This is a genomic window from Streptococcus sp. HSISS3 (genome assembly GCF_000448605.1).
GTDB lineage: Bacteria > Bacillota > Bacilli > Lactobacillales > Streptococcaceae > Streptococcus > Streptococcus raffinosi.
In genome coordinates, this window is record NZ_CM002130.1 from 2,367,991 (window position 1) to 2,393,287 (window position 25,297).

Annotated in this window: 17 protein-coding genes, 3 tRNA genes, 2 pseudogenes and 1 other annotated feature; of the genes and pseudogenes, 14 read left to right on the forward strand and 8 right to left on the reverse strand. The window is 36.7% G+C overall.

The features are described 5' to 3' along the window. Positions 1–29: 29 nt before the first annotated feature. Both HSISS3_RS12615 and HSISS3_RS11100 read right to left on the reverse strand, forming a co-directional pair. Positions 30–1,305: pseudogene (locus tag HSISS3_RS12615) on the reverse strand (pitrilysin family protein). Position 1,306: 1 nt separating this feature from the next. Beyond that, entirely contained in the window at positions 1,307–2,557 is a 1,251-nt protein-coding gene (locus HSISS3_RS11100) for an EF-P 5-aminopentanol modification-associated protein YfmF (RefSeq protein WP_021152697.1), read from the reverse strand. A 77-nt stretch (positions 2,558–2,634) separates the two neighbouring features. Here HSISS3_RS11100 and yaaA point away from each other — a divergent pair, with 77 nt between their 5' ends. Next, complete coding sequence (gene yaaA, locus HSISS3_RS11105; RefSeq protein ID WP_021152698.1) at positions 2,635–3,012, forward strand: S4 domain-containing protein YaaA; 378 nt, start codon at positions 2,635–2,637, stop codon at positions 3,010–3,012. 2 nt (positions 3,013–3,014) lie between these two features. Continuing rightward, complete coding sequence (gene recF / locus HSISS3_RS11110) at positions 3,015–4,118, forward strand: DNA replication/repair protein RecF (protein WP_021152699.1); 1,104 nt, start codon at positions 3,015–3,017, stop codon at positions 4,116–4,118. A 136-nt stretch (positions 4,119–4,254) separates the two neighbouring features. Here the strand turns inward: recF and guaB are convergent, their stop codons facing one another. Both guaB and trpS read right to left on the reverse strand, forming a co-directional pair. Further along, the gene (gene guaB / locus HSISS3_RS11115) at positions 4,255–5,736 is read right to left on the reverse strand and encodes an IMP dehydrogenase (protein ID WP_021152700.1); all 1,482 of its coding nucleotides are present in this window, start codon (positions 5,734–5,736) and stop codon (positions 4,255–4,257) included. A gap of 175 nt (positions 5,737–5,911) precedes the next feature. Next, on the reverse strand, positions 5,912–6,934 hold the full coding sequence (gene trpS, locus HSISS3_RS11120; protein ID WP_021152701.1) for a tryptophan--tRNA ligase: 1,023 nt from the start codon (positions 6,932–6,934) through the stop codon (positions 5,912–5,914). 43 nt (positions 6,935–6,977) lie between these two features. Beyond that, positions 6,978–7,222: a binding site (T-box leader), on the reverse strand. 140 nt (positions 7,223–7,362) lie between these two features. Here trpS and HSISS3_RS11125 point away from each other — a divergent pair. The 3 genes from HSISS3_RS11125 to HSISS3_RS11135 all read left to right on the forward strand — a co-directional run bounded on the left by HSISS3_RS11125 (position 7,363) and on the right by HSISS3_RS11135 (position 12,559). After that, the gene (locus HSISS3_RS11125; protein ID WP_008535971.1) at positions 7,363–8,235 is read left to right on the forward strand and encodes a YitT family protein; all 873 of its coding nucleotides are present in this window, start codon (positions 7,363–7,365) and stop codon (positions 8,233–8,235) included. 66 nt (positions 8,236–8,301) lie between these two features. Beyond that, positions 8,302–9,924, forward strand: coding sequence for an ABC-F family ATP-binding cassette domain-containing protein (locus HSISS3_RS11130; protein WP_002887369.1), 1,623 nt, complete (start codon positions 8,302–8,304; stop codon positions 9,922–9,924). Between the two features lie 49 nt (positions 9,925–9,973). Next, entirely contained in the window at positions 9,974–12,559 is a 2,586-nt protein-coding gene (locus tag HSISS3_RS11135; RefSeq protein WP_021152702.1) for a YfhO family protein, read from the forward strand. Between the two features lie 108 nt (positions 12,560–12,667). Here HSISS3_RS11135 and HSISS3_RS11140 read toward each other — a convergent pair. Both HSISS3_RS11140 and HSISS3_RS11145 read right to left on the reverse strand, forming a co-directional pair. Next, positions 12,668–12,741: transfer RNA gene (locus HSISS3_RS11140), tRNA-Asn, on the reverse strand. A 21-nt stretch (positions 12,742–12,762) separates the two neighbouring features. Then, positions 12,763–12,834, reverse strand: a tRNA-Glu gene (locus HSISS3_RS11145). A 174-nt stretch (positions 12,835–13,008) separates the two neighbouring features. Here HSISS3_RS11145 and HSISS3_RS11150 point away from each other — a divergent pair. Continuing rightward, positions 13,009–13,082 (forward strand) — tRNA-Arg (locus HSISS3_RS11150). Between the two features lie 26 nt (positions 13,083–13,108). On the opposite strand, the gene HSISS3_RS11155 is transcribed toward HSISS3_RS11150, so the two are convergent. Beyond that, the gene (locus HSISS3_RS11155; protein WP_002887367.1) at positions 13,109–13,792 is read right to left on the reverse strand and encodes a YoaK family protein; all 684 of its coding nucleotides are present in this window, start codon (positions 13,790–13,792) and stop codon (positions 13,109–13,111) included. Positions 13,793–13,807: 15 nt separating this feature from the next. Next, a pseudogene (gene rlmH / locus HSISS3_RS11160) lies at positions 13,808–14,286 on the reverse strand (23S rRNA (pseudouridine(1915)-N(3))-methyltransferase RlmH). Between the two features lie 205 nt (positions 14,287–14,491). On the opposite strand from rlmH, the gene HSISS3_RS11165 reads away from it, so the two are divergent. The 8 genes from HSISS3_RS11165 (at position 14,492) to mfd (ending at position 25,136) form a co-directional block, all read left to right on the forward strand. After that, positions 14,492–15,727, forward strand: a complete 1,236-nt coding sequence (locus HSISS3_RS11165; RefSeq protein WP_002887365.1) for a S1C family serine protease — start codon at positions 14,492–14,494, stop codon at positions 15,725–15,727. A gap of 64 nt (positions 15,728–15,791) precedes the next feature. Continuing rightward, entirely contained in the window at positions 15,792–16,559 is a 768-nt protein-coding gene (locus HSISS3_RS11170) for a ParB/RepB/Spo0J family partition protein (RefSeq protein WP_021152704.1), read from the forward strand. A 238-nt stretch (positions 16,560–16,797) separates the two neighbouring features. Continuing rightward, entirely contained in the window at positions 16,798–18,162 is a 1,365-nt protein-coding gene (dnaA, locus tag HSISS3_RS11175) for a chromosomal replication initiator protein DnaA (RefSeq protein WP_002887363.1), read from the forward strand. Between the two features lie 154 nt (positions 18,163–18,316). After that, positions 18,317–19,453 carry a DNA polymerase III subunit beta gene (gene dnaN / locus HSISS3_RS11180; protein ID WP_002887362.1) on the forward strand — a complete coding sequence of 379 codons (1,137 nt, stop codon included), beginning with the start codon at positions 18,317–18,319 and terminating at the stop codon, positions 19,451–19,453. 51 nt (positions 19,454–19,504) lie between these two features. Then, complete coding sequence (locus tag HSISS3_RS11185) at positions 19,505–19,699, forward strand: DUF951 domain-containing protein (RefSeq protein ID WP_042772023.1); 195 nt, start codon at positions 19,505–19,507, stop codon at positions 19,697–19,699. A gap of 179 nt (positions 19,700–19,878) precedes the next feature. Then, positions 19,879–20,994: a redox-regulated ATPase YchF gene (ychF, locus tag HSISS3_RS11190; RefSeq protein ID WP_021152706.1), complete on the forward strand. Its 1,116-nt coding sequence runs from the start codon at positions 19,879–19,881 to the stop codon at positions 20,992–20,994. A gap of 73 nt (positions 20,995–21,067) precedes the next feature. Next, on the forward strand, positions 21,068–21,637 hold the full coding sequence (gene pth / locus HSISS3_RS11195) for an aminoacyl-tRNA hydrolase (protein WP_021152707.1): 570 nt from the start codon (positions 21,068–21,070) through the stop codon (positions 21,635–21,637). Beyond that, positions 21,630–25,136: a transcription-repair coupling factor gene (gene mfd, locus HSISS3_RS11200; protein ID WP_021152708.1), complete on the forward strand. Its 3,507-nt coding sequence runs from the start codon at positions 21,630–21,632 to the stop codon at positions 25,134–25,136. Before pth ends, mfd begins: the two co-directional genes overlap by 8 nt. Positions 25,137–25,297: the final 161 nt, after the last annotated feature.

Here is a 25,297-nt window from a genome sequence, read left to right on the forward strand (position 1 = left end):
TTAGTGCTTCTATTATAACAAATAATTACCTATTTGGGGAATACAACAAAGTCGGTAATTACCATATTTGACAAGTAATGATTCAAAAAATCCTTTAGTTCCTTAGAAGTAATACTCATCAATTCCTGTCCTAAATCAAAATAAGTTTTGTCATTATCTAAGAATGCTAAATATTGATTTCCTAACCCCTGGATATTGTCTAAACTACGTAAGAATTCACCATACAAAGCTTTTTTTTGTAAATCTAACGCTTCTTCTGTCAACAATCTTTTTTGTCCGCTGACGTCATTACTTGACGAATTAGACTTGACATTTTTATAGGTTCTACGGTGTCCATAGTTATAATGACAAACGAATATCGATTAGAGACCTCGTATTCAATTGATACAGATTCATCAATTTTTCCTTCAGAGTACCAATTTTGATAGTAGGGAGACGTCCACCCAAACAATAAATTAAATAATAATTGTACTAGTAAATTTTCTCTCATACGACTGTCAGAAAAAGTAGCACTTTTAAAACCCACGGCTAATTTGGCGATAGACACCTCCATTTGAAGATTGTCCCTTTTTTTGATCTCGGCCTCAATGAGTTTTTTTCTTTTTCTACTATCGTTTTCAACTCTGTCAACCTTCGTTGTCTTTCGTTTACAAATGTGTAAACATCATCAACATCAAAATCACCTACTAAGACAAGATGACAGTTTTCTGGCCTATAAAAACAATCAAAGTTATTCTTCAAATCCTCTACAGTAATTTTTTCAATACTTTCATTATTTCCAGCAATGTCTTGACCTAATATGGTATTTGGATACAAGTTTTGCAAACAACCTAGATAAGCTCTATAATCAGGGTCATCTTGATACATATTTATCTCTTGTTCGATAATTTTTTTCTCGTGATTGACAGATTTTTCAGAGCTTGTAAAACCTGACGTAAATTTAAGTAAGAGGCCTAATGCCTCCTCAAAGTTGTCAAGTGTAGAAAAATAGTAAGTTGTCCTGTCCAAGGTTGTAAAAGCATTAACATCAGCTCCAAGTTTGACAAAATCCAATGTTACATCTTTTCCTTGCTCATCCTCAAATAATTTATGTTCAAGAAAATGTGCAATACCAGCAGGATAGGTTTGTAACTCTCCATCAAGATAATAGCAATTATCTATTGATCCAAAATTTATTGATAGAAAAGCAGCTTTTTCTAAGAATCCTTTTTTCTTGATAATAGATAAAGATAAGCCATTATCTAAGGTTGCTGAATAAATCTCTTCATCAATCTTTTGATAATAACGTTTTTTTAAAGCAGACATTCTAAGACACTCCCTCTAAAAAGAACAAACTTTGCAGTTTGACTTGACGTGCCACACGGCAAACATCTTTTTTAGTAACCTTTTCCATATTATCTAACCACTGTTCTGATGAAAGACTTTTATCTTCAAAAATAACCTTATTGAAACATTGTTCAACTAATGTTAACGCATTGTCCTCAGAAAGAAGGGCATTCATTCGTATGATTTTCTTTGTCTGATTTAATAGAGAGCTTGAAAAACGCCCAAGTTTAATATTATTCAATTCTCTACTAATTCCTCGGATAGCTTGATTTCTATTATCTTTTTCAATCCCAGCGTAAACTTCAAGTAAACCTGTAAAAACATTAAGTTGACTACTAATTGAATATGCTAATCCTTCTTTTTCTCGAATCTCTGTAAATAAAACTGAGTGAGCAAATTCACCAAACATCGCATTGAATACAATCAAAGCAAAATAATCTTTATCACCATATTGACAAGTAAACTGATATCCCAACTGTAAAATAGATTGACTACTTTGTCTAGGTTCTATTTTTTCTTTTACGACGTTGGAAAAAGGCTGACTATAGCTGAACTGTAAATCAACTTGACGTCCCTCTAAAGGAAATCTATGTAACCCTTGTAATACTTGATACTCATCAAAATCTCCAACCATAAAGATATCAATACGATCCTTTGTCAACATGTTTTGAAACTCTTGAAAAGCTGTATATGAAGTCTCTACATCAACAAGTTCCGATTGACCATATTTAGGAACTTTCAATCCTTCGTTTACAAAATAAAGTTTCCTTCCTTTAACCTCACTATAATAGTAATTATTTTCATTGTCAACATCCAGATAAGTCATCAAGTTTCGCTTTTCTATATCAAATACTTTATTTTGGTATTGAGCTACTCTTGACAAAGGCTTGTAAAGACAATCTTTTAGAAATCCTAGGACTTCCCAAAACAATCCATTATCAGAAGGGATAAAAGCCTCTTTTAAATATGTCAACTCGATGTCAACGCTATGTGTCAAGCCTTTCGTTGACACCCTAGTTGACAACTGTGTTCCATATAGAGAGGCTAATCTCTCTTTGAAAGCTTGCACTGTTGGATAGGGCTGGTTGGCTGTAGCCAACATTTGTGAAGCTAAAGCTCGTTTAGCAATCGTTTGTTTGTTCAAAGAAGCCGTCATTCGAAAAACGATACGGTTAGTTTTATATTTTTGTGTTGGAATGAAGTGTACATGGACACCATCAGCAATTTTCATTGATAACCTCTAAAAAGTTTATGCTTTCAATTATACCATTTTTATGCTATCTTATCTCAAGAGAAAGTTGAGGTACTATGGAATACAAATTATTTGATGACTACATCACACTGCAAGCACTTTTCAAAGAACTAAGCATTATTCATAGTGGCGGAGCTATTAAAGGTTTTTTAGCTAACAATACCGTTTTATTCAACGGTGAAGATGAAAAACGTCGTGGAAAAAAACTTCGTCATGGAGATATTATCACAATCCCATCTCAAGAACTTCAAATTACTATCGTGGCTCCTACACAGGTTGAAATTGAAGAACATAAACAACAGATTGCTGAAAAAGCTCGTGTTGCAGCCATTGTAAAAAAAATGAACCAAGATAATAAAAAGAACCAAAAAAGACAGCAACCAAAAGAAAGTAATAAAACTAAACGGAAACCTGTTCGTTTCCCAGGGACCTAATTATGTGGCTTGAAAAAATTGATCTCCAGCATTTTAGAAATTATTCTGAAGCCTCTGTAACTTTTTCTCCCCATCTCAATATCTTTCTGGGACGTAATGCTCAAGGAAAAACCAATATTCTTGAAGCTATCTATTTTCTCGCATTAACACGTAGTCATCGTACTCGTTCTGACAAAGAGCTGATTCAATTTCAGCAAAGTACTCTGAAATTGAGCGGTATTGTCCATCGTCGTAGTGGAAAACTTCCCCTCGAAATTAGTTTATCTAATAAGGGACGCATAACTAAGGTTAATCACCTCAAACAAGCTAAATTATCGGATTATATTGGTCATATGACGGTTGTGCTCTTTGCTCCTGAGGATTTACAACTTGTTAAAGGATCCCCAAGCTTACGACGTAAATTTATAGATATTGATTTAGGGCAGATTAAACCTGTATACCTCTCTGATCTATCCAATTACAATCATGTCCTCAAACAGCGTAATGCCTATCTCAAATCTACCGACAAGGTAGACATTGATTTTTTGTCGGTTTTAGATGAACAACTCGCTGATTTCGGAGCACGAGTTATTGAACACAGACTAGACTTTATCAAGCAACTAGAAGTAGAGGCTGACAAGCACCATAGTCTTCTCTCAAATCAAATTGAGCGTCTTAACATCTCCTATGAATCGAATATATCTTTGCAAAACCACAAAAGTATTCGCCAAGCATTTTTAATTACACTTAGGCAAAATCATAAAAGAGATATCTTCAAAAAGAATACTGGCGTTGGTCCTCATAGAGATGATTTAACGTTTTACATTAATGACATGAACGCATCTTTTGGTAGTCAAGGACAACAACGTAGTTTAATTCTTTCTTTAAAGATGGCTGAAATTGCTCTTATTAGAAATGTAACTGGTGAATTTCCAATTCTTCTCCTGGATGATGTTATGAGTGAGCTTGACAATCACCGTCAACTCAAATTATTGGAGAGTATTGATAAAGAAGTTCAAACTTTCATGACAACAACTTCACTTGACCACCTGACTAATCTCCCACCTGATTTAAAGGCCTTCGTAGTTGAAGCTGGTAGTATTAGCAGAAAGCAAGTCAATATATAGACTTGCTTTCTTATTTTTTATAATTTACACATCTGACAACGTAAATATCTAAACTATGATTGTCAGATGTGTAAATTTTTTGTAAACTTTGGTGTAAAGCAAAAGTACTTATCTCCCGATAAGTACTTTTTTACTTTTAGTGAGCAGAATAGTTAGGAGCTTCATTGGTAATTTGAACATCATGAGGGTGACTTTCAATCAGTCCTGCACCTGACATTTCAACAAACTGAGCTTTGTCATGTAAAGCTTGAATATCTTCCGCACCTGTATACCCCATACCTGCACGGATACCACCAATCAATTGGAATACGATATCAGCAGCAGAACCTTTGTAAGCTACACGACCTTCAATTCCTTCTGGAACAAGTTTATTTGCTTCATTAACCGCACCTTGGAAGTAACGATCACTTGATCCCTTCTTCATCGCTGCAATTGATCCCATACCACGATATGATTTATATTTACGACCTTGGAAGATCTCAGTTTCACCTGGTGCCTCATCGGTTCCAGCAAACATTGAACCAAGCATTACTGCATCACCACCAGCTGCAAGAGCTTTTACAATATCACCAGAGTATTTGATACCTCCATCAGCAATGATTGTTTTGCCGTATTCACGAGCAACATTAGCAGCATCGTAGATAGCTGTCACTTGAGGAACCCCTACACCAGCAACTACACGTGTTGTACAAATTGAACCTGGTCCAATACCAACCTTAACCACATCAACACCAGCATCATAAAGCGCACGCGCACCTTCAGCTGTTGCAATATTTCCTGCAATCAAAGTTCGTTCTGGGAAGTGAGCACGAATTTCAGCGATTTTACGAAGAACTCCTGCTGAGTGACCATGTGCAGTGTCAATAACGATAGCATCTGCACCTGCTTCAAAGAGTGCTTCGGCACGCTCAAATGTATCAGACGTTACACCTACAGCACCTGCGACTAAAAGACGACCAAATTCATCCTTGGCTGCATTTGGAAACTCAATGACTTTTTCAATATCCTTAATAGTAATAAGTCCTGACAAACGTCCTTTGTCATCAACCAATGGCAACTTTTCAATACGATGCTCATGAAGAATACTTTCAGCTGTTTCAAGGTCTGTTCCAACTGGAGCTGTAATCAATTTTTCAGAGGTCATGTGTTCTGAAATGAGTGTATCGTAATCAGAAATAAATCGCATATCACGATTGGTAATAATACCAACCAATTTACGATTATCAAGAGTCTCAACAATCGGAACACCTGAAATACGATAACGTTGCATCAATTCCTCAGCCTCAGCAACCTTATTTTCTGGCGTTAAGAAGAATGGATCAATAATGACGCCATTTTCAGAGCGTTTTACTTTGCGAACTTCTTCAGCTTGTTCGGCAATAGACATATTTTTGTGAATAACACCTAAACCTCCTGCACGAGCAATTGAAATAGCCATCTTGCTATCTGTGACAGTATCCATAGCAGCAGTGATGATTGGGATATTTAATGTCAAATTTTTAGCCAATTTCGTCTGCAAGTTAACGTTGTTTGGTAGAACATGACTTTCCGCAGGAATAAGCAATACGTCATCAAAAGTGTAACCTTTTTTTAAGAATTTAGTGTCCCAATTTGACATTATAATCGTCCTCTTTTCTCAAAGCTTGGAGGTACAAAAAACCCCAGTCTATTTTTTAATTGATAATATCATATCATGCTAAAAAGATTTGTCAACAGATTATCATAAGATTCCTAAGAAATCCTTTTTTAAAAAAATAGGAACCTTATTGTTCAAGGTTCCTAAAATCATTTAATTAGAAATAATTAATTCCCATAGCTTCTTTTACTTCTGACAATGTTTGTCCTGCAACTTCACGCGCCACTTGACTACCTTTTTCAAGCATACGGAAAACCTCTCCCATATCCTTAGCATATTCTAAACGACGTTCACGAATTGGAGCCAACTCGCGTTCTAAGATTTCTAGAAGATAACGTTTGGTTTTCACATCTCCTAAACCACCTCGTTGATAATGTTCTTTCATCTCAGCAATTGTAGCAGCATCCTCTTCGCGACCAAAGATATCAAGATAATGGAAAACCATATTACCTTCGATTTGGCCTGGATCTTCCACACGAATATGATTTGGATCGGTATACATGCTCATGACTTTTTTACGAACAGTATCTTCATCATCCGACAGAAAAATGCCATTGCCTAAGGATTTAGACATCTTAGCATTACCATCTAAACCTGGTAGACGCCCAGCAGCTTCATTTTCAGGATAAATTCCCTCTGGCTCAACCAAAATATCACAATTATAGGTATGATTAAAGCTACGAACAATTTCACGTGTCTGTTCAATCATTGGCTTTTGATCATTTCCTACAGGAACAAGATTTGCTTTAAAGGCCGTAATATCAGCCGCTTGGGAAATTGGATAAACAAGGAAGCCTGTTGGAATAGATTCTCCAAAACCTTTTTGTGAAATTTCTGTCTTAACGGTCGGATTACGCTCTAAACGTGCCAAAGAAACTAAGTTCATGTAGTACATCGTCAGCTCAGCTAATTCTGGAATTTGGCTTTGAACAAAAATAGTAGACTTTGAAGGATCCAAACCCACAGAAAGGTAGTCTAAAGCGACATTTCCAATTGATTCTTTGATAATTTCTGACTCTTTTGCATGATCCGTAAGGGCCTGTTGATCTGCCAAAAAAACAAACATATTGTATTTGTCTTCGTTTTGTAAAAGGACACGATTCTTCAGACTTCCAACATAATGTCCAAGGTGGAGTTTTCCTGTTGGACGGTCTCCTGTCAATATAATAGGTTTCGTCATATAAATACCTTTCTACTACAAAAAATCCCCACGCAAAAATATGCGTGAGGGCGTTAATCACTTATGATACGCGGTACCACCTCAATTGACAACTTTTTTTAAAGCTATCATCTCAAATCTTCTCAACAAAGAAGTTGCACGGTAAGGGGTGCCAGTCCTAACGTTTATGTGTTCACGTTAATCGTCAAATTTTCTTCAGCCCATTCATTCTACCCTCATACTGGTTTACAGCTACCACCAGCTCTCTACAAGGAAGGATAGAACTACTCTTCTGATGACTATTATTCTACATGTTTTTATCCTTTTTTGTCAAGGTTATCTTTCTAGTTTCACGTGAAACACAAGCGTACATACTTTCAAAATAGTCATTGCTTGACGTAAACTAAAAAAGGCTTGATAATAAGAATATCATATCTAGGAGATAATATATGAAACGTAGAATAATAGATATACTTTTAGTTACAATTGGTTCATTTATAGCTGCAGTCGGTTATAATTCACTTTTAGTTAAAAATCATATTGCCTCAGGAGGTGTAGGAGGGCTAGCTATCAGCTTAAATGCCCTATTTGGTTGGAATAATGCTAACTTCGTATTAGCTACAACCATCCCCTTATTAATTCTATGTTGGTGTTTTCTAGGCCGTGAAGTTTTACTCAAAACATTCTATGGTTCTATCATTTTTCCAACTTTTATTAAATTAACTGAGGGATTACCAACACTTACCAAACAGCCAATGCTGGCAGCCATTTTTGGTGGAATTGTACTAGGATTAGGACTAGGCATAGTCTTCTATGGGAATTCTTCAACGGGAGGAACTGGAATTATCACACAAATTCTTAATAAATACACACCTCTCCCACTAGGAACAGTGTTACTTCTTGTTGATGGGGTCATTGTCGCTATTAGTGCTATCGCCTTCTCTCCTGACACTGTTATGTATTCCATTCTATCGCTTGGAGTTGTCTCTCTTACAATTGACAAAATGATGGTGGGACTCAACTCTTCAAGGAATCTTCTAATCATTTCAAAGAATAGCGAACAAATTATTAACTATATCACTAAGGTAGCAGATAGAGGTGCAACAAAAATACCAGCTCTAGGTGGACATACTGGACAGTCACAAAATATGATTATGACCACCTTATCAACCCATGAGGTTCCAAAAGTCCAAGAAGAAATTCAAAAAATAGATGAAACTGCCTTTATTGTCATTATACCTGCTTCTACAGTTATGGGGCGTGGCTTCAGCCTACAAAAAGACTACCAAAGAGTACCAAATGACTTTATAACTCCCTTATAAAATCAATTGAAATAAAGTCTAATTTCTCGTAAAATAGTACATAAGAATAAAAATAAAGGATAATGTATGCTTAATGTATCGGATGTATCGCTTCGTTTTAGCGATCGCAAACTTTTTGATGATGTTAATATTGCCTTCACACCTGGTAATACTTATGGGCTTATCGGTGCTAATGGTGCTGGTAAATCTACTTTTTTGAAAATTTTAGCAGGTGATATTGAACCCACAACAGGACACATTTCTCTTGGTCCTGATGAACGTCTTTCTGTTCTTCGCCAAAACCACTTCGACTATGAAGAAGAACGTGTTATTGACGTTGTTATCATGGGTAATGAACGACTCTACGATATCATGAAAGAAAAAGATGCCATCTACATGAAGGAAGACTTCTCGGATGAGGATGGTGTTCGTGCTGCCGAACTAGAAGGTCTCTTTGCTGAATTAGGTGGTTGGGAAGCTGAAAGTGAAGCCTCTCAATTGCTTCAGAATCTAAATATTTCAGAAGATCTCCACTATCAAAACATGAGCGAATTGGCTAATGGTGACAAGGTGAAGGTCCTCCTTGCAAAAGCACTTTTTGGTAAACCTGATGTACTTCTACTTGACGAACCGACCAATGGTCTTGATATTCAATCAATCTCTTGGCTTGAGGATTTCTTGATTGATTTTGAAAATACCGTGATTGTCGTATCCCATGACCGTCACTTTTTAAACAAAGTATGTACGCACATGGCCGACCTTGACTTTGGAAAAATTCAACTCTACGTTGGTAATTATGATTTCTGGAAACAATCTTCAGAATTAGCTGCACGCTTGCAGGCCGACCGTAATGCAAAAGCAGAAGAAAAAATCAAAGAACTTCAAGAATTTGTTGCACGTTTCTCTGCCAATGCTTCAAAATCTAAACAAGCGACTTCTCGGAAGAAAATGCTTGATAAAATTGAGCTAGAAGAAATCGTTCCATCAAGTCGTAAATACCCATTCATCAATTTTAAAGCAGAGCGTGAAATCGGTAATGACCTTCTAACAGTTGAAAATCTCACTGTTAAGATGGATGGTGAAACCATTCTTGATAACATTAGTTTCATCCTACGTCCAGGAGATAAGACAGCTATTATCGGGCAAAACGATATTCAAACCACTGCTTTAATTCGTGCCCTAGCTGATGATATCGACTATGAAGGTACAATCAAATGGGGTGTTACAACTAGCCGTTCTTACCTTCCAAAAGACAATTCTAAAGACTTTGCATCCGGTGAATCAATCCTTGAATGGCTTCGTCAATTCGCAGAAAAAGGGGAGGATGATGATACCTTCTTGCGTGGATTCCTTGGGCGTATGCTCTTCTCAGGAGATGAAGTCAAGAAATCTGTCAATGTCCTCTCAGGGGGAGAAAAAGTACGTGTTATGCTCTCTAAACTCATGCTTTTGAAATCCAATGTCCTTCTTCTAGATGACCCTACTAATCACTTGGATTTGGAATCAATCTCAAGTCTAAATGATGGTGTCCGTGATTTCAAAGAATCTGTTATCTTTGCCAGTCATGACCACGAGTTTATTCAAACAATAGCGAACCACATCGTTGTCGTTTCTAAAAATGGCGTTATTGACCGTATTGATGAAACTTATGATGAATTCCTTGAAAATGAAGAAGTTCAAGCTAAAGTCAAAGCACTATGGACTGATTAAACTATAAAGAGATGCAGGTTGGGATATCCCAACCTGTCTTAGTATCATTATGACAAATAAAAAATACTATAAAACATTATTATTTTACCTAGCCGCTTTATTATTGCCAATACTGATCATGGTAGGGGTGCTTTATAGCCAAGATATCTATCCTGGTAGTAGTCAAACCATTTTAACGAGTGATGGTTTTCATCAATATGTGATATTCGCCACTGGTCTTAGAAATATATTACATGGCGACGGGAGCCTATTTTACACATTTACAAGTGGATTAGGTCTCAACTTTTACGCCTTAACCAGCTATTACTTAGGTTCCTTTTTATCACCGCTTTACTATTTCTTTACTGTCAAGCAAATGGCCGATGCCTTTTACTTCATTACAATACTTAAGTTTGGTCTTATAGGGCTCTCTGGTGCCTTCAGTTTTAAGCACCTCTTTACAAAGGTGTCAAGGAGTTTTATCCTTTGTCTTTCTACAGGATTTTCTTTAATGAGTTTTGCTACCAGCCAGTTAGAAATTAGCACCTGGTTAGACGCCTTCATTTTAGCCCCCCTCATCATACTAGGTTTACACCTTCTACTACGATTCAATAAACGTGGATTATACTTTATTAGTCTTACCTGTCTCTTTATTCAAAATTACTATTTTGGATATATGATGGCCATTTTCTTAACGCTTTACACCTTAATACAGCTAGTATCTATTAAGGGTTGGAAAAATAAAATAATCCATTTCTTAGATTTTGGTGTAGTTTCTATATTGTCTGGTCTTAGTAGTGCTATAATGTTACTTCCAACACTACTTGATTTGACTACTCATGGTGAGAAGTTTACAAGTGTGTCAAATTTATTGACAGACTCCACTTACTACTTTGATTTCTTTGCTAAAAATCTTATCGGAGCTTACGATACCACTAAATTTGGATCAATTCCGATGATTTACGTAGGACTCTTACCTTTGATTCTTTTTTTACTATTTTTTGTTAGTAACGAAATCAAGCTGTCATTACGTCTAAGCTACTTATTACTTTTCACCTTATTTATTGTTAGCTTCTATATACAGCCCTTTGATTTATTTTGGCAAGGCATGCATGCGCCTAATATGTTTCTCCACCGTTATTCTTGGCTACTCTCTCTACTCAGTGTTCTTTTAGCGGGAGAAACTCTAAATCGAGTCAAAAAGTTTTCTTTATTAAGACTCCTAATGTCTTTCTTAGTCCTAGCTACCGGATTCCTATTAACTTGGATTTTCCGATCTCACTACAGCTTCATTGAACCATCTTCCTGGCTATTAAGCCTTGCTTTTCTCTTGGCCTACGCCATTTTATTTATTAGCTATTATAGACAACAGATTCCTAGAACTATTTTTCAGTATTTCACATTCTTGTTTTGCATCTTTGAGCTTAGTCTAAGTACATACTATGTTATCGGTGCCTTAGGAAATGAGTGGGTATTTCCAAGTCGTGAAGGTTATCTTCGAAATATGTCCGCAATTACAAAACTAGTCTCAGATACCCGAAAAACTAATAAAACTTTTTACCGTACTGAGAGAATCGAGTCTCAGACTGGTAATGACAGTATGAAATTCAACTACAACGGTATTTCTCAATTTTCATCCATTCGAAATACAGCCTCAAGTTCAACGCTCGATCGATTAGGATTTAAATCTGAAGGTACTAATTTAAATCTTCGTTATCAAAATAATACTATTATCGCTGATAGTCTTTTCGGAATAAAATACAATTTATGGAGCTTAAATCTTAATAAGTATGGGTTTTATCAGCTAAACTCTGAGAAGTCCATGAGAATTTATCAAAATAACAATGCTGCCCAGCTTGCTATATTAACTGATGGCGTTTACAAAGACACTCCCTTTACTGTCAACACACTTGACAACCAATCTAATCTCCTAAATGCTCTATCTGGTCTAAATTTAACTTATTTCAAACGAGCCCCCTCGCAACTTTTGGATAAAGATGCTAAATCTTTGAATCAACGTGTAGCCAAACGAAATAGCCACTCAAACAAAGATTCTGTGACAGTAACTTATCAGGTTATTACTCCCCCTCATAGCCAACTATATGTTAGTATTCCTAATATTTCTTGGTCTGATGACAATCCCCACTCACTGTCAACTACTGTAAATGGAGTGACAAAAAGTCAAATAACTGATAATACCTTTGATTTCTTTGATCTTGGCTACTTTGAAAAAGAAGAAACAATTACAGTTGGACTAACGTTTTATGGTAATAAAGCAATATCTTTTGACAATCCCAGCTTCTATGCCTTAAATACTCAAAACTACCAGACCGCTATGGATACCATTAATCAACGGGATGTCAAAGTCACTACAGCAAAAAATAAGGTATTTGCTGATTATAACAGTAAAAAGGAAGCCTCACTATTTTTCACCATTCCATACGATAAGGGATGGACAGCTACTGTCAATAGTAAAAAAGTTAAGATTTACCGATCTCAAAAGGGATTCATGAAGGTTAATATACCTAGTGGTAAAGGAAAGGTAGTCCTTACCTTTGTGCCTTATGGATTTAAATTAGGTTTATTGATTAGCTGCGTGTCAATCCTAACATTTTGTTGCTATGCTCACTTCATCAGAAAATCAAGATTAATCTAAAACTCAAGATACATTATCCTAAAACAGGTATGGAACGGTCGTTCCATACCTGTTTATTTTTTAGGTAAATAAAAAAACTCAAGTCATTAAACTTGAGGTGTCTTATCACTCCGCCAGTAGGACTCGAACCTACGACATCATGATTAACAGTCATGCGCTACTACCAACTGAGCTATGGCGGATAAAACTGCTATGTAGCAAAATAGTCCGTACGGGATTCGAACCCGTGTTACCGCCGTGAAAAGGCGGTGTCTTAACCCCTTGACCAACGGACCAATTTTGAGTTAATCATCTCGTTAACACTCTTATTATTATATCAGAGTATTTGATTTTGTCTATACTTTTTTTCAAAAAAAATATTAAATTTTGCTAATTCATTTTGAATTTTAGGTTAGATTTTACAAAGTATTGACATGTTGCTATATATTTTGTAAACTAATAGAGTTGTTGGTCTCATAGCTCAGCTGGATAGAGCATTCGCCTTCTAAGCGAACGGTCGCAGGTTCGAATCCTGCTGGGATCAGATACAAAAAACGCAATCTAGAGTTTCTAGTTGCGTTTTTCTTTTGCCTCAATATATAGAAAATAATTTAAAATAAACAAAGGCAACAACGTCGTATAGAGACTGTATTCATGTAAATAATGAGAAAACCATGTTGATGTCGCCACTCCCACCATAAAAGTAAATATGATAATAGTAGTATAAGATGCTTGTTTAAGTACTTTAGAATCATGTTCATCAATGGCTCGTGCAACAGTTAAAGAGGTATTGGTAATATTACCAGTCATCATAAAGGAGGCATAATTTACCCCTCTGACACGCTTGAAAATACCTACTTGAAGAGAGGCGAAGAAAGCTAATCCCGCGATAGTAATAGTGGAATCTACATATGGAGTGATGATTGCGAGTACTATCATCAATAGAAATGCGAGCCTAATGGCCTGTAAATGCCATCCCCATTTATGGTTAATAAGCCACTTTTTTGCAAAAAAGACAAAAAACTGACCTAAAATAAAGAAAAATATAGGGATAGAGTAACTAAAAGCCCTTGCGATATGACCATCAACGAGATGAATAACCAAATAAAGGAGATTCCCTGTCTGTATACTAGCAAATCGCCCATCTTGAGTATTGTAAGTGTAAGCGTCAATAAAACCACCTATGTAACTGACTAAGGTAGCTACTCGTAATCCTTCAAAAACACGATAAGACCGTTTTTTCATTTTGAACATGTCTGTTTCCTTCTTCTACTTATGATAGGGACTTCCTTGTTGAATCATGAATGCGCGATAGATTTGCTCAACTAATACAAGACGCATAAGCTGGTGAGGAAAAGTTAGGAGACCAAAACTCATTAATTGGTTAGCTCTTTTTTGACTTCCAATGACAGTCCCAAACTTCCACCAATAATAAAAGTAATTTCTGAATGGCCTTTAAGAGTGGCCTGCTCAATTTCTTTCGCAAATTGCTCTGAAGGAAATTGCTTACCTTCTATTGCTAAAGCAATAACATAATCACGGTCACCTACTTTAGATAGGATGCGTCGCCCCTCTTTTTCGAGAATTAATTTATTTTCAGACTCGCTTGCATTATCAGGTGTCTTTTCAGCAGGTAATTCTATAGACTCAAATTTTGTAAAGCGTCCTAGTCGTTTAACATACTCCGAAATACCATCTTTCAAATATTTTTCTTTCAATTTTCCAACTGTAATCAATTTCACTTTCATAAATTTATTATAGCACATATCCACAATCTTTTAACACCTTATCCACAACTTTCCCTCTTCAACTCTGTCTACTAATCCCTTTAAAACAGCCTATTATCTACACTTATAAAAACTTATCCACAGGTTGTTGATAACTGTTTTTGCTATAACTTTATGATATAATTAAGCTTACTTTGATATGTTTATCAAAAAAGGAGGACTAAACGTGAAAAAATTTAACTGGAAAAAAATAGTAGCACCTATAATAATGCTACTTATTGGATTACTGGGAGGTTTGATTGGAGCCTTTATCCTGTTAACAGCAGCAGGTATATCCTTTACAAATACAACATCAACAGGTATCAAAACAGCTAAAACCGTCTATAGTAACACAACAGATACAACTAAGGCCGTTAAGAAAGTGCAAAATGCCGTTGTTTCTGTTATCAATTATCAAGAAGGATCATCATCAGATTCTCTAAACAATCTTTACGGACGTATTTTTGGTGGGGGTGATAATTCTGATTCCAGCCAAGAAAAATCAAAAGATTCTGATGGCTTGCAGGTAGCCGGTGAGGGGTCTGGAGTCATCTATAAAAAAGATGGAAAAGAGGCTTACATCGTAACTAACAACCACGTTGTTGATGGCGCTAAAAAGCTTGAAATCATGCTTTCAGATGGTTCAAAAATTACTGGTGACCTCGTTGGGAAAGATACTTACTCTGACCTAGCAGTTGTCAAAGTTTCCTCAGATAAAATATCAACGGTTGCAGAATTTGCAGATTCAAACTCACTAACAGTAGGGGAAAAGGCAATTGCTATCGGTAGTCCACTCGGTACTGAGTACGCCAACTCCGTAACTGAGGGAATCGTATCTAGCCTGAGCCGCACTGTAACCATGCAAAATGATAATGGTGAGACGGTCTCAACAAACGCTATTCAAACAGATGCTGCCATTAACCCTGGTAACTCAGGTGGCGCACTTGTCAATATTGAAGGTCAAGTTATCGGTATTAACTCAAGTAAAATTTCATCAACTTCAGCAGTGGCTGGAAGCGCCGTAGAAGGTATGGGATTTGCCATCCCATCTAATGATGTTGTCGAAATCATTAATCAGTTGGAGAAAAATGGAAAAGTAACACGACCAGCTCTAGGAATATCAATGGTTGATCTTAGTAACCTTTCTAGCAGTGCAACTTCTAAATTAGATTTACCTGATGATGTCAAATCTGGAGTTGTTGTTGGCAGTGTTCAAAAAGGTATGCCAGCTGACGGTAAACTCCAAGAAAATGATGTTATTACTGAAATTGACGGCAAAGAAATTACTTCAAAAACAGATATCCAAACAAATCTTTATAGTCATAGTATTGGTGATACCATTAAGGTAACCTTCTATCGTGGTAAAGATAAGAAGACTGAGGAACTTAAATTAACAAAATCTACAGAAGACTTATCTGATTAATCATTGACAAATCTGTCAAAAGACCTTTACAATAATGTAAAGGTCTTTTTGGGAAAGGAACGCTATGTCAGAACAACTCAAAACTTTACCTATACAGGAAATCTATCCTAATCCTTTTCAACCTCGCCTAGAGTTCTCAGATGACGAGTTAACAGAGCTTAGTCAATCAATAGCTGAAAATGGCTTAATACAACCCATCATCGTTCGAAAATCTGATATTATTGGTTATGAACTAATTGCTGGAGAAAGACGTTTACGAGCTTGTAAACGTCTAGGAATGACAGAAATCCCTGCAGTTGTAAAAGAAATAACAGACCAAGATAGCCGTAAACAAGCCATTATTGAAAATTTACAGCGGTCAAATCTAAATCCTATTGAAGAAGCAAAAGCCTATCATAATTTAATTAGTGAGTTATCATATAGCCACGAGGAGCTGGCCAAAGCTATGGGAAAATCTAGGCCATATATTAGTAATGCTCTTAGACTCCTCCAACTACCTAGAGAAATTCAACTGAGTATCGAGCATGGAAAATTGAGTCAAGGACATGCCAGAGCGCTCTTAGCTATTGAAAATCCTGAAAAGCAATTAAACATTTTTCATAAAGTCCTTACTGAAAAGTGGTCGGTTCGTACTCTAGAAAAAAGACTTCAGGAGCTACCTAGAAAGCAAAAACTAAAGAAAGATATACATATAAAAGATAAAGAAAAAGAACTTGAGAAATCACTTGGCCTCCCTGTGACTCTTAGTTATCATAAAAATCACTCAGGGACAATTAAGATACAATTTTCGTCAGAAGAAGATTTTAACAGACTTATCAACAAACTTATTTAACCTGTGAATTTATACGATAAGAAATACACTCTTATCCACAGATTATAAACGTAAAAACCCTTTTAAAATAAAGGGTTTCTTTTTTTATTCACAGACTGTGGAAAACTCATATGCACAATGTGGATTATCTTTTTTAGGTTGTTGATAACCTCAGCTTGCTTCTCTTTTAGACCTGTGGAAAACTTTTTTATTTTATGATAGAATCAGAGGATAAGAATATAAAAGGAGAATTGATGGAATGACAGAAAAAGAGCAATTTTTTTGGAATAAGCTCTTAGAGCTGGCCAAAGAGGAGCTTACACAAGCCACTTTTGATTATTATGTTCTAGATACCAAGCTCATCAAAGTTCAAGATAACGTTGCTACAATTCTGCTTGAAGAGGTCAAAAAACTATTCTGGGAAAAAAACATGCAGTCTGTCATCTTATTGGCAGGATTTGAAGTCTATAATAGTAAAATAGAGGTTGAATATGTCTTTGATGAAGCACTCTTAAATCAAGTGCATCAAAACGTAACCACTAATGACTTCAGCAGTAATAAGGATTTGCAATCTCCTGCTCTTCCTACATTGAACTCAGACTTAAATAGTAAGTATACCTTTGACAATTTTATTCAAGGAGATGAAAATCGTTGGTCAGTAGCTGCATCCTTAGCTGTTGCTGATTCCCCTGGGGCAACTTATAACCCTCTATTCATATACGGGGGCCCCGGTCTTGGAAAGACGCACTTGCTCAATGCCATTGGTAACAAAGTCTTACATGATAATCCTCAAGCTCGCATTAAATATATTACTGCTGAAAATTTCATTAATGAATTTGTCGTACACATCCGTTTAGACAAAATGGATGAACTAAAACTAAAATATCGCCACCTAGATGTCCTCTTGATTGATGACATCCAATCACTGGCAAAAAAATCAACACAAGCTACCCAAGAGGAATTTTTCAATACCTTCAACGTCTTGCACAACAATAACAAGCAAATCGTCTTGACTAGCGACCGTAACCCAGATCAATTAAATGAGATGGAAGAACGTCTCGTCACGCGCTTCAAATGGGGATTAACCGTCAATATTACACCCCCTGACTTTGAAACTAGAGTTGCTATTTTGACCAATAAGATTATGGACTACGATTATCATTTTCCATCTGAAACTATTGAATATTTAGCTGGCCAGTTTGACTCAAATGTCCGTGACTTAGAAGGAGCCCTAAAAGATATTAGTTTAGTTGCTAACGTCCGTCAACTAGATACTATCACAGTAGAAGTAGCTGCAGAAGCCATCCGTGCACGTAAAATGGATGGACCTAAGCTAACTCTCATTCCTATTGAAGATATCCAAACTGAGGTAGGTAAGTTTTATAATGTTACCGTCAAGGAGATTAAGGCGACCAAAAGAACACAAAATATTGTCTTGGCACGCCAGGTTGCCATGTATCTTGCGCGTGAAATGACTGACAACTCTCTTCCTAAAATTGGGAAAGAATTTGGGGGAAGAGACCACTCAACAGTCTTACATGCCTATAACAAAATCAAAAATATGATTTCTCAAGATGACAGTTTACGTATCGAAATTGATACCATCAAAAATAAGATAAAATGACCCTTGTGGATAAGTCAACAAAAAAATTCAGAGTTTTCCACAAGCTGTGCACAAGTCCTATGCCTTGCTAAATCTATGAATTTTGAACTTATGCACAGTGTCCACAAGACCTACTACTACTACTAAAATAATACTAATAAAATAAAGGAGTATCATGATTCAATTTGCGATTAATAAAGCTTATTTCCTACAAGCACTTCATACAACTCGACGAGCTATTTCCTCTAAAAATGCTATCCCAATTCTATCAACCATAAAAATCGAGGTAACTAGTGAGGGAATCTATTTGACTGGTTCAAATGGTCAAATTTCAATTGAAAACAGCATTTCCGTTTCAGAAGAAAATGCAGGTTTATTGATTACCCAATCAGGTACTATCCTTTTGGAAGCAAACTTTTTTATTAATGTTGTTTCAAGCCTACCTGATGTTACCCTTACTTTTGAAGAAATCGAACAATACCAAGTATTACTAAAAAGTGGGAAATCTGAAATTACTCTAAAGGGGAAAGATGTCGAACAATATCCACGTATTCAAGAAGTTGATAGCTTAACCCCATTAATAATGAATACTAAGGTATTAAAATCCATCATTTCTGAAACTTCATTTGCAGCAAGTACACAAGAAAGTCGTCCAATTTTAACCGGAGTTCACTTTGTCCTCTCCAATCACAATGATTTAAAAGCTGTAGCAACAGATTCTCATCGTATGAGCCAACGCCAACTTGTTTTAGAGCATTCTGCAGATAATTTTGATGTTGTAATCCCAAGTCGCTCTCTAAAAGAATTATCAGCAGTCTTTAGTGATGATATTGATAACTTGGAAGTTTTCTTCTCAGCTAATCAAATTCTTTTCCGTAGTGAAACCATCTCTTTCTATACACGTTTACTGGAAGGAAATTATCCAGATACAAATCGTCTCTTGTCAGATTCATTTGAAACTGAGGTTGTTTTTGAAACTGCAAGTCTCCGTTCTGCTATGGAGCGTTCTTATCTGATTTCAAATGCAAGTCAAAGTGGAACAGTCAAGCTCGAAATCGTCAATGGTAATGTTAGCGCTCATGTTAACTCTCCAGAAGTCGGAAAAGTCAATGAAGACATTGATGTGCAGGATGTTTCGGGTAGTGATTTGATTATTAGTTTTAATCCAACCTACTTGATTGACGCCTTAAAAGCACTTAAGAGTGAGACTGTACGTGTGCGTTTCATCTCACCAGTACGTCCATTTACTTTGACGCCAGCAGATGATAGTGAAAACTTTATTCAATTGATTACACCTGTAAGAACAAACTAAAATCGAAAAAGTTATCCACTGTGGATAACTTTTTTACTAGAAAGGGATTTTATGTACCAACTTGGAAGTTTCGTTGAAATGAAAAAACCGCATGCTTGCACTATCAAAGCAACAGGAAAAAAAGCCAATGAATGGGAAGTGACCCGTCTTGGAGCTGATATTAAGATTCGCTGTACCAATTGTGATCATGTGGTCATGATGAGTCGTCATGATTTTGAAAAGAAACTAAAAAGGTTTTATAACTAGGTTTAAGGATGAGGTCTGCATCCTGAAGATTGCCTATATTGGCAGGGTGTCAAAGTTACCCCAAAAGCTCTCATTTTGTTATTTCTTCCATTTTCTAATTATCAAAAGGAAGGTGCCAATTTTTAACATTTTTTGTGTTATAATTAACTGAATTACTTTTTTTATGGAGAAAAATATTAATGGCTTTAACAGCAGGTATCGTTGGTTTGCCTAACGTTGGTAAATCAACTCTTTTCAATGCAATTACAAAAGCAGGTGCGGAAGCTGCTAACTATCCTTTCGCAACAATTGATCCAAACGTTGGTATGGTTGAAGTACCAGATGAGCGTTTGACAAAATTGACTGAACTTATTACCCCTAAAAAGACAGTTCCAACCACATTTGAGTTCACAGATATTGCAGGTATCGTAAAAGGAGCATCAAAGGGTGAAGGTCTTGGAAATAAGTTCTTGGCCAATATTCGTGAAGTGGATGCGATTGTCCATGTTGTTCGTGCCTTCGATGATGAAAATGTTATGCGTGAACAAGGGCGTGAGGATGCTTTCGTTGATCCGATGGCTGATATTGATACCATCAACCTAGAATTGATTTTGGCTGACCTTGAGTCAGTTAACAAACGCTATGCCCGTGTTGAAAAAGTTGCCCGTACTCAAAAAGATAAAGATTCTGTGGCAGAGTTTAATGTTCTTCAGAAACTTAAGCCCGTGCTGGAAGATGGCAAGTCAGCTCGTACGATTGATTTTACTGAGGAAGAGCAAAAAATTGTAAAGGGACTTTTCCTCTTGACAACAAAACCGGTGCTCTATGTGGCAAATGTTGATGAGGATCAAGTCTCAAATCCAGATGATATTGAGTATGTTAAACAAATTCGTGAGTTTGCAGCAACTGAGAATGCAGAAGTAGTCGTTATCTCAGCTCGTGTTGAAGAAGAAATTTCTGAGTTGGATGATGAGGATAAAGAGATGTTCTTGGAAGACCTCGGCTTGACAGAGTCTGGTGTTGATAAACTGACACGCGCAGCTTATCACTTGCTTGGTCTTGAAACTTATTTCACTGCTGGTGAAAAAGAAGTAAGAGCTTGGACCTTTAAGCGTGGTATCAAAGCCCCACAAGCTGCCGGAATTATCCACTCTGACTTCGAGAAAGGCTTTATCAGGGCTGTAACGATGTCTTATGACGATTTGATTAGCTATGGATCTGAGAAAGCTGTTAGGGAAGCTGGACGCCTTCGTGAAGAAGGAAAAGATTATGTTGTTCAAGATGGTGACATCATGGAGTTCCGCTTTAACGTATAGAAAATAAAAAAATAATGCACCAGGCTGAAAAGTATTTTTCAGTCCTTTTGCTGTCTATCAAAGAGGAGAAATAATGACAAAATTAGTAGTTGGTTTGGGCAATCCAGGTTCAAAATACCATGAGACACGTCACAATGTTGGTTTTATGGCCATAGACCTTATTGCTAAGGGGTTAGGGTTAACATTTTCTGAGGAAAAGACCTTTAAGGCTGAAGTGGCTTCAACTTTCTTAAACGGTGAGAAAGTTTATTTTGTTAAACCAACAACCTTTATGAATCTATCAGGTCTAGCCGTTAGAGCATTGTTGGCTTATTACAATATTCCAATCGAAAATTTTATCGTCATTTATGATGATTTAGATATGGAAGTTGGAAAAATCCGTTTTCGTCAAAAAGGTTCAGCAGGTGGTCATAATGGTATTAAATCTATCATTGCTGAAACCGGAACTCAAGAATTTGATCGTATAAAAATTGGCATTGGTCGTCCACAAAAAGGTATGACAGTCGTTAATCATGTTCTTGGAAGATTTAATGAGGATGATTATGCCACAATACAGCTGACTTTAGATAAGGTAGAGGTCGCACTGAATCATTACCTGAAAACAAATGATTTTGAAGACACCATGAGGCGTTATAATGGCTAATACAATCTTAGATCTTTTTGAGGAAAATCCTCAATTGGTTGAATGGCGAGATAAGGTGTCATTATTAAGTCGACAACTGTTAATGGGATTTTCTGGTTCGAGCAAGGCAGTTGTCATGGCATCCGCTCTTTCTGAACAGGTTCCAAAGATTTTAATAGTCACCTCAACACAAAATGAAGCTGAGCAATTGACAGGAGACTTGTCAGCTATCTTAGGAGAAGACAAGGTTTACTCCTTTTTTGCAGATGACGTATCAGCTGCTGAATTTATCTTTGCTTCACCAGAAAAGACCCATTCTCGTCTCGAAAGTCTTAATTTTTTAATGGATAAAGAGGCAAGTGGAATCTTGGTTACGAGTTTGGTTGGTACTAAGTTACATTTGCCTAATCCTAAGGTTTATAAAGACTCTCGTATTGACTTAGCACTAGGGGAGGAACATGATTTAGAAGCTCTTAGTAAGCATCTGAGTAATATTGGATATCAAAGAGTAGAGCAGGTTCTCTCACCTGGTGAGTTTAGTCGCAGGGGCGATATTTTAGATATTTATGAACTGACTGCAGAGCTTCCCTACCGTTTAGAATTTTTTGGAGACGAGATTGATGGCATTCGTCAGTTTGATAGCGATAGTCAGAAATCTTTAGACAATTTAGAGCATGTTATCGTATCACCGGCAGATGATATTATCTTAACAAGAGAAGATTACCAACGTGCTGAGAAGGCCCTAGAAAGCGCAGTCTCAAAGGCAGAGGGCCCTCATAAGGCTTATCTTGAAGAAGTTCTGTCAGTAACGATTGATGGTCACCGTCATAAGGATTTGCGTAAGTTTCTATCTCTCTTTTATGACAAAGCTTATACCTTATTTGACTATCTGCCTAAGGGAACTCCTGTATTCATTGATGATTTTCATAAAATAGTGGACCGCCACGGGCGTCTTGAATTGGAGGTGGCTAATCTTTTAACTGAGGATCTTCAACAAGGTAAGTCGCTAAGTCATCTAAATTACTTTGTGGATTCATTTAAGACTTTGCGTAACTATCATCCTGCTAGTTTCTTTTCAAATTTTCATAAGGGACTGGGGAATCTTAAATTTGATAAGTTGTATCAATTCACGCAATACCCTATGCAGGAGTTCTTTAACCAGTTTCCACTTCTAGTTGATGAAATACATCGCTATACCAAGAATAAGGCGACAGTTATTTTACAAGTAGGATCTGAGAAGCAGCTCAAATCTTTGAAGGAAACCTTGGAAGAATACGACCTAGATTTACCTCTTAGTAGTTTTCAAGATTTAATACCTAATAAGCCTCAGTTAGTTTTAGGAAACTTATCAAATGGTTTTTACTTTGCGGATGAAAAGCTTGTTCTAGTTACTGAACGTGAGATTTTCCATAAAAAAGTGAAACGTCGTGTGCGTGCCAGTCATGTTTCCAATGCTGAGCGTCTTAAAGATTACAATGAACTTGAAAAAGGTGATTATGTTGTACACCAGACTCATGGTATCGGACAATTTAAAGGTATTGAGACCATTGAGATTAAAGGGGTGCATCGTGATTATCTGACTATCCAATATCAGGATGCAGCTACAATTTCTCTACCTGTTGAGCAGATTGAGAGTCTCTCTAAGTATGTGTCGGCAGATGGTAAAGCGCCCAAAATTAATAAACTCAATGATGGGCGCTTCCAAAGGACCAAGCAAAAAGTAAGCAAGCAGGTAGAGGATATTGCCGATGATCTCTTAAAACTCTATGCCGAGCGTAGTCAACTTAAAGGTTTTGCATTTTCACCGGATGATGATAATCAAAGAGATTTCGAAGATGATTTTGCCTACGCTGAGACAGTGGATCAATTGCGTTCTATCAAAGAAATTAAGGCAGACATGGAGTCAGATAAACCCATGGATCGTCTCTTGGTTGGTGATGTTGGTTTTGGTAAGACAGAGGTAGCTATGCGTGCTGCCTTCAAGGCAGTCAACGATGGTAAGCAAGTTGCTATTCTAGTTCCTACAACAGTTCTCGCCCATCAGCACTATTTGAATTTTAAAGAGCGTTTTGAAAATCATGCCGTTGAAGTGGATGAACTTAGTCGTTTTAGAAGTAAAAAAGAGCAGACTGAGACTATTGACAATCTAGCTAAAGGTCGTATTGATATTATCATCGGTACCCATCGTCTGCTATCTAAAGATGTTAAGTTTTCTGACTTAGGCTTGCTAGTAATTGATGAAGAACAACGTTTTGGCGTGAAGCATAAAGAGAAACTTAAGGAGTTGAAAGCTAAGGTTGATGTCCTTACTCTAACTGCGACACCTATTCCTCGTACGCTTCATATGTCTATGTTGGGGATTCGTGACTTGTCGATTATTGAGACAGCGCCTACCAACCGTTATCCAGTTCAAACGTATGTGATGGAAACCAATCCTGGTCTTATTAGAGAAGCTGTTCTAAGAGAGATGGACAGAGGTGGTCAAGTTTTTTATATTTATAACCGTGTTGAAACCATTGACCAAAAAGTTTCTGAACTACATGAGTTGGTACCTGAAGCACGTATCGGGTTTGTACATGGTCAGATGAGTGAGGCGATGCTAGAGAACACCCTCCTAGACTTCTTGAATGGTGATTACGATGTTCTGGTAGCTACAACCATTATCGAGACAGGGATTGATATATCCAATGTTAATACTCTTTTTATTGAGAATGCAGACCATATGGGCTTGTCTACCCTTTATCAGCTAAGAGGTCGTGTTGGACGTAGTAATCGAATTGCTTATGCTTATCTCATGTATCGTCCTGACAAAGTACTAACAGAAGTCTCTGAGAAGCGTTTGGATGCTATTAAGGGCTTTACTGAACTGGGGTCAGGTTTTAAAATTGCCATGCGTGATTTATCGATTCGTGGTGCAGGAAATATTCTTGGTGCTTCTCAAAGTGGTTTCATTGACTCAGTCGGATTTGAAATGTACTCGCAACTCTTGGAAGAAGCTATCAATAAACGTCAAGGTAAAACTCAAGTTCGCCGTAAAGGAAATGCAGAGTTCAATCTTCAAATTGATGCTTATCTTCCAACCGACTATATTTCTGACGAGCGTCAAAAAATTGAAATTTATAAGCGGATTCGAGAAATTGAGAATCAGAAAGACTATCAAGACCTTCAAGATGATCTTATTGACCGCTTTGGAGAATATCCAGACCAGGTTGCCTATCTCATTGAGATTGGTCTGGTTAAGGCATATCTAGATGCTGCCTTTGCAGAATTAGTTGATCGTAAGAATGATAGTATTATTGTTCGTTTTGAAAAATCTTCTCTTAAATTCTTCTTGACTCAAGACTATTTCGAAGCTATCTCTAAAACGCATTTAAAGGCAAGAATTAGTGACAACAAGGGGAAAGTTGAGATTACTTTTGATGTTCGTAATAAGAGAGACTATGAGATCCTTGAAGAGTTAAAGATTTTCGGACAGACATTTATGGAAATCAAAGAACGTAAAGAAAAAATAGAAGCTTAAGGAAAGTTTAAGTAAGTCGCTATATACTATAAACATCCTAAAACTTTTCTTTTTCATAAATCTCCTGAGAGGGGCGACTGGTGTCGTTCCTCTCATTTTTGCGTTTAAAAAGGCTTTCGTCTGCTATTTTCTAAAAAAAATGCTATCATAGTAGAGATATC

Bases quoted from the DNA above. Each gene is read 5' to 3' on its own strand.
- HSISS3_RS11100 (WP_021152697.1), bottom strand. From the start codon at position 2,557: ATGAAAATTGCTGATGGTGTCCATGTACACTTCATTCCAACACAAAAA.
- yaaA (WP_021152698.1), top strand. From the start codon at position 2,635: ATGGAATACAAATTATTTGATGACTACATCACACTGCAAGCACTTTTC.
- recF (WP_021152699.1), top strand. From the start codon at position 3,015: ATGTGGCTTGAAAAAATTGATCTCCAGCATTTTAGAAATTATTCTGAA.
- guaB (WP_021152700.1), bottom strand. From the start codon at position 5,736: ATGTCAAATTGGGACACTAAATTCTTAAAAAAAGGTTACACTTTTGAT.
- trpS (WP_021152701.1), bottom strand. From the start codon at position 6,934: ATGACGAAACCTATTATATTGACAGGAGACCGTCCAACAGGAAAACTC.
- HSISS3_RS11125 (WP_008535971.1), top strand. From the start codon at position 7,363: ATGAAACGTAGAATAATAGATATACTTTTAGTTACAATTGGTTCATTT.
- HSISS3_RS11130 (WP_002887369.1), top strand. From the start codon at position 8,302: ATGCTTAATGTATCGGATGTATCGCTTCGTTTTAGCGATCGCAAACTT.
- HSISS3_RS11135 (WP_021152702.1), top strand. From the start codon at position 9,974: ATGACAAATAAAAAATACTATAAAACATTATTATTTTACCTAGCCGCT.
- HSISS3_RS11155 (WP_002887367.1), bottom strand. From the start codon at position 13,792: ATGTTCAAAATGAAAAAACGGTCTTATCGTGTTTTTGAAGGATTACGA.
- HSISS3_RS11170 (WP_021152704.1), top strand. From the start codon at position 15,792: ATGTCAGAACAACTCAAAACTTTACCTATACAGGAAATCTATCCTAAT.
- dnaA (WP_002887363.1), top strand. From the start codon at position 16,798: ATGACAGAAAAAGAGCAATTTTTTTGGAATAAGCTCTTAGAGCTGGCC.
- dnaN (WP_002887362.1), top strand. From the start codon at position 18,317: ATGATTCAATTTGCGATTAATAAAGCTTATTTCCTACAAGCACTTCAT.
- HSISS3_RS11185 (WP_042772023.1), top strand. From the start codon at position 19,505: ATGTACCAACTTGGAAGTTTCGTTGAAATGAAAAAACCGCATGCTTGC.
- ychF (WP_021152706.1), top strand. From the start codon at position 19,879: ATGGCTTTAACAGCAGGTATCGTTGGTTTGCCTAACGTTGGTAAATCA.
- pth (WP_021152707.1), top strand. From the start codon at position 21,068: ATGACAAAATTAGTAGTTGGTTTGGGCAATCCAGGTTCAAAATACCAT.
- mfd (WP_021152708.1), top strand. From the start codon at position 21,630: ATGGCTAATACAATCTTAGATCTTTTTGAGGAAAATCCTCAATTGGTT.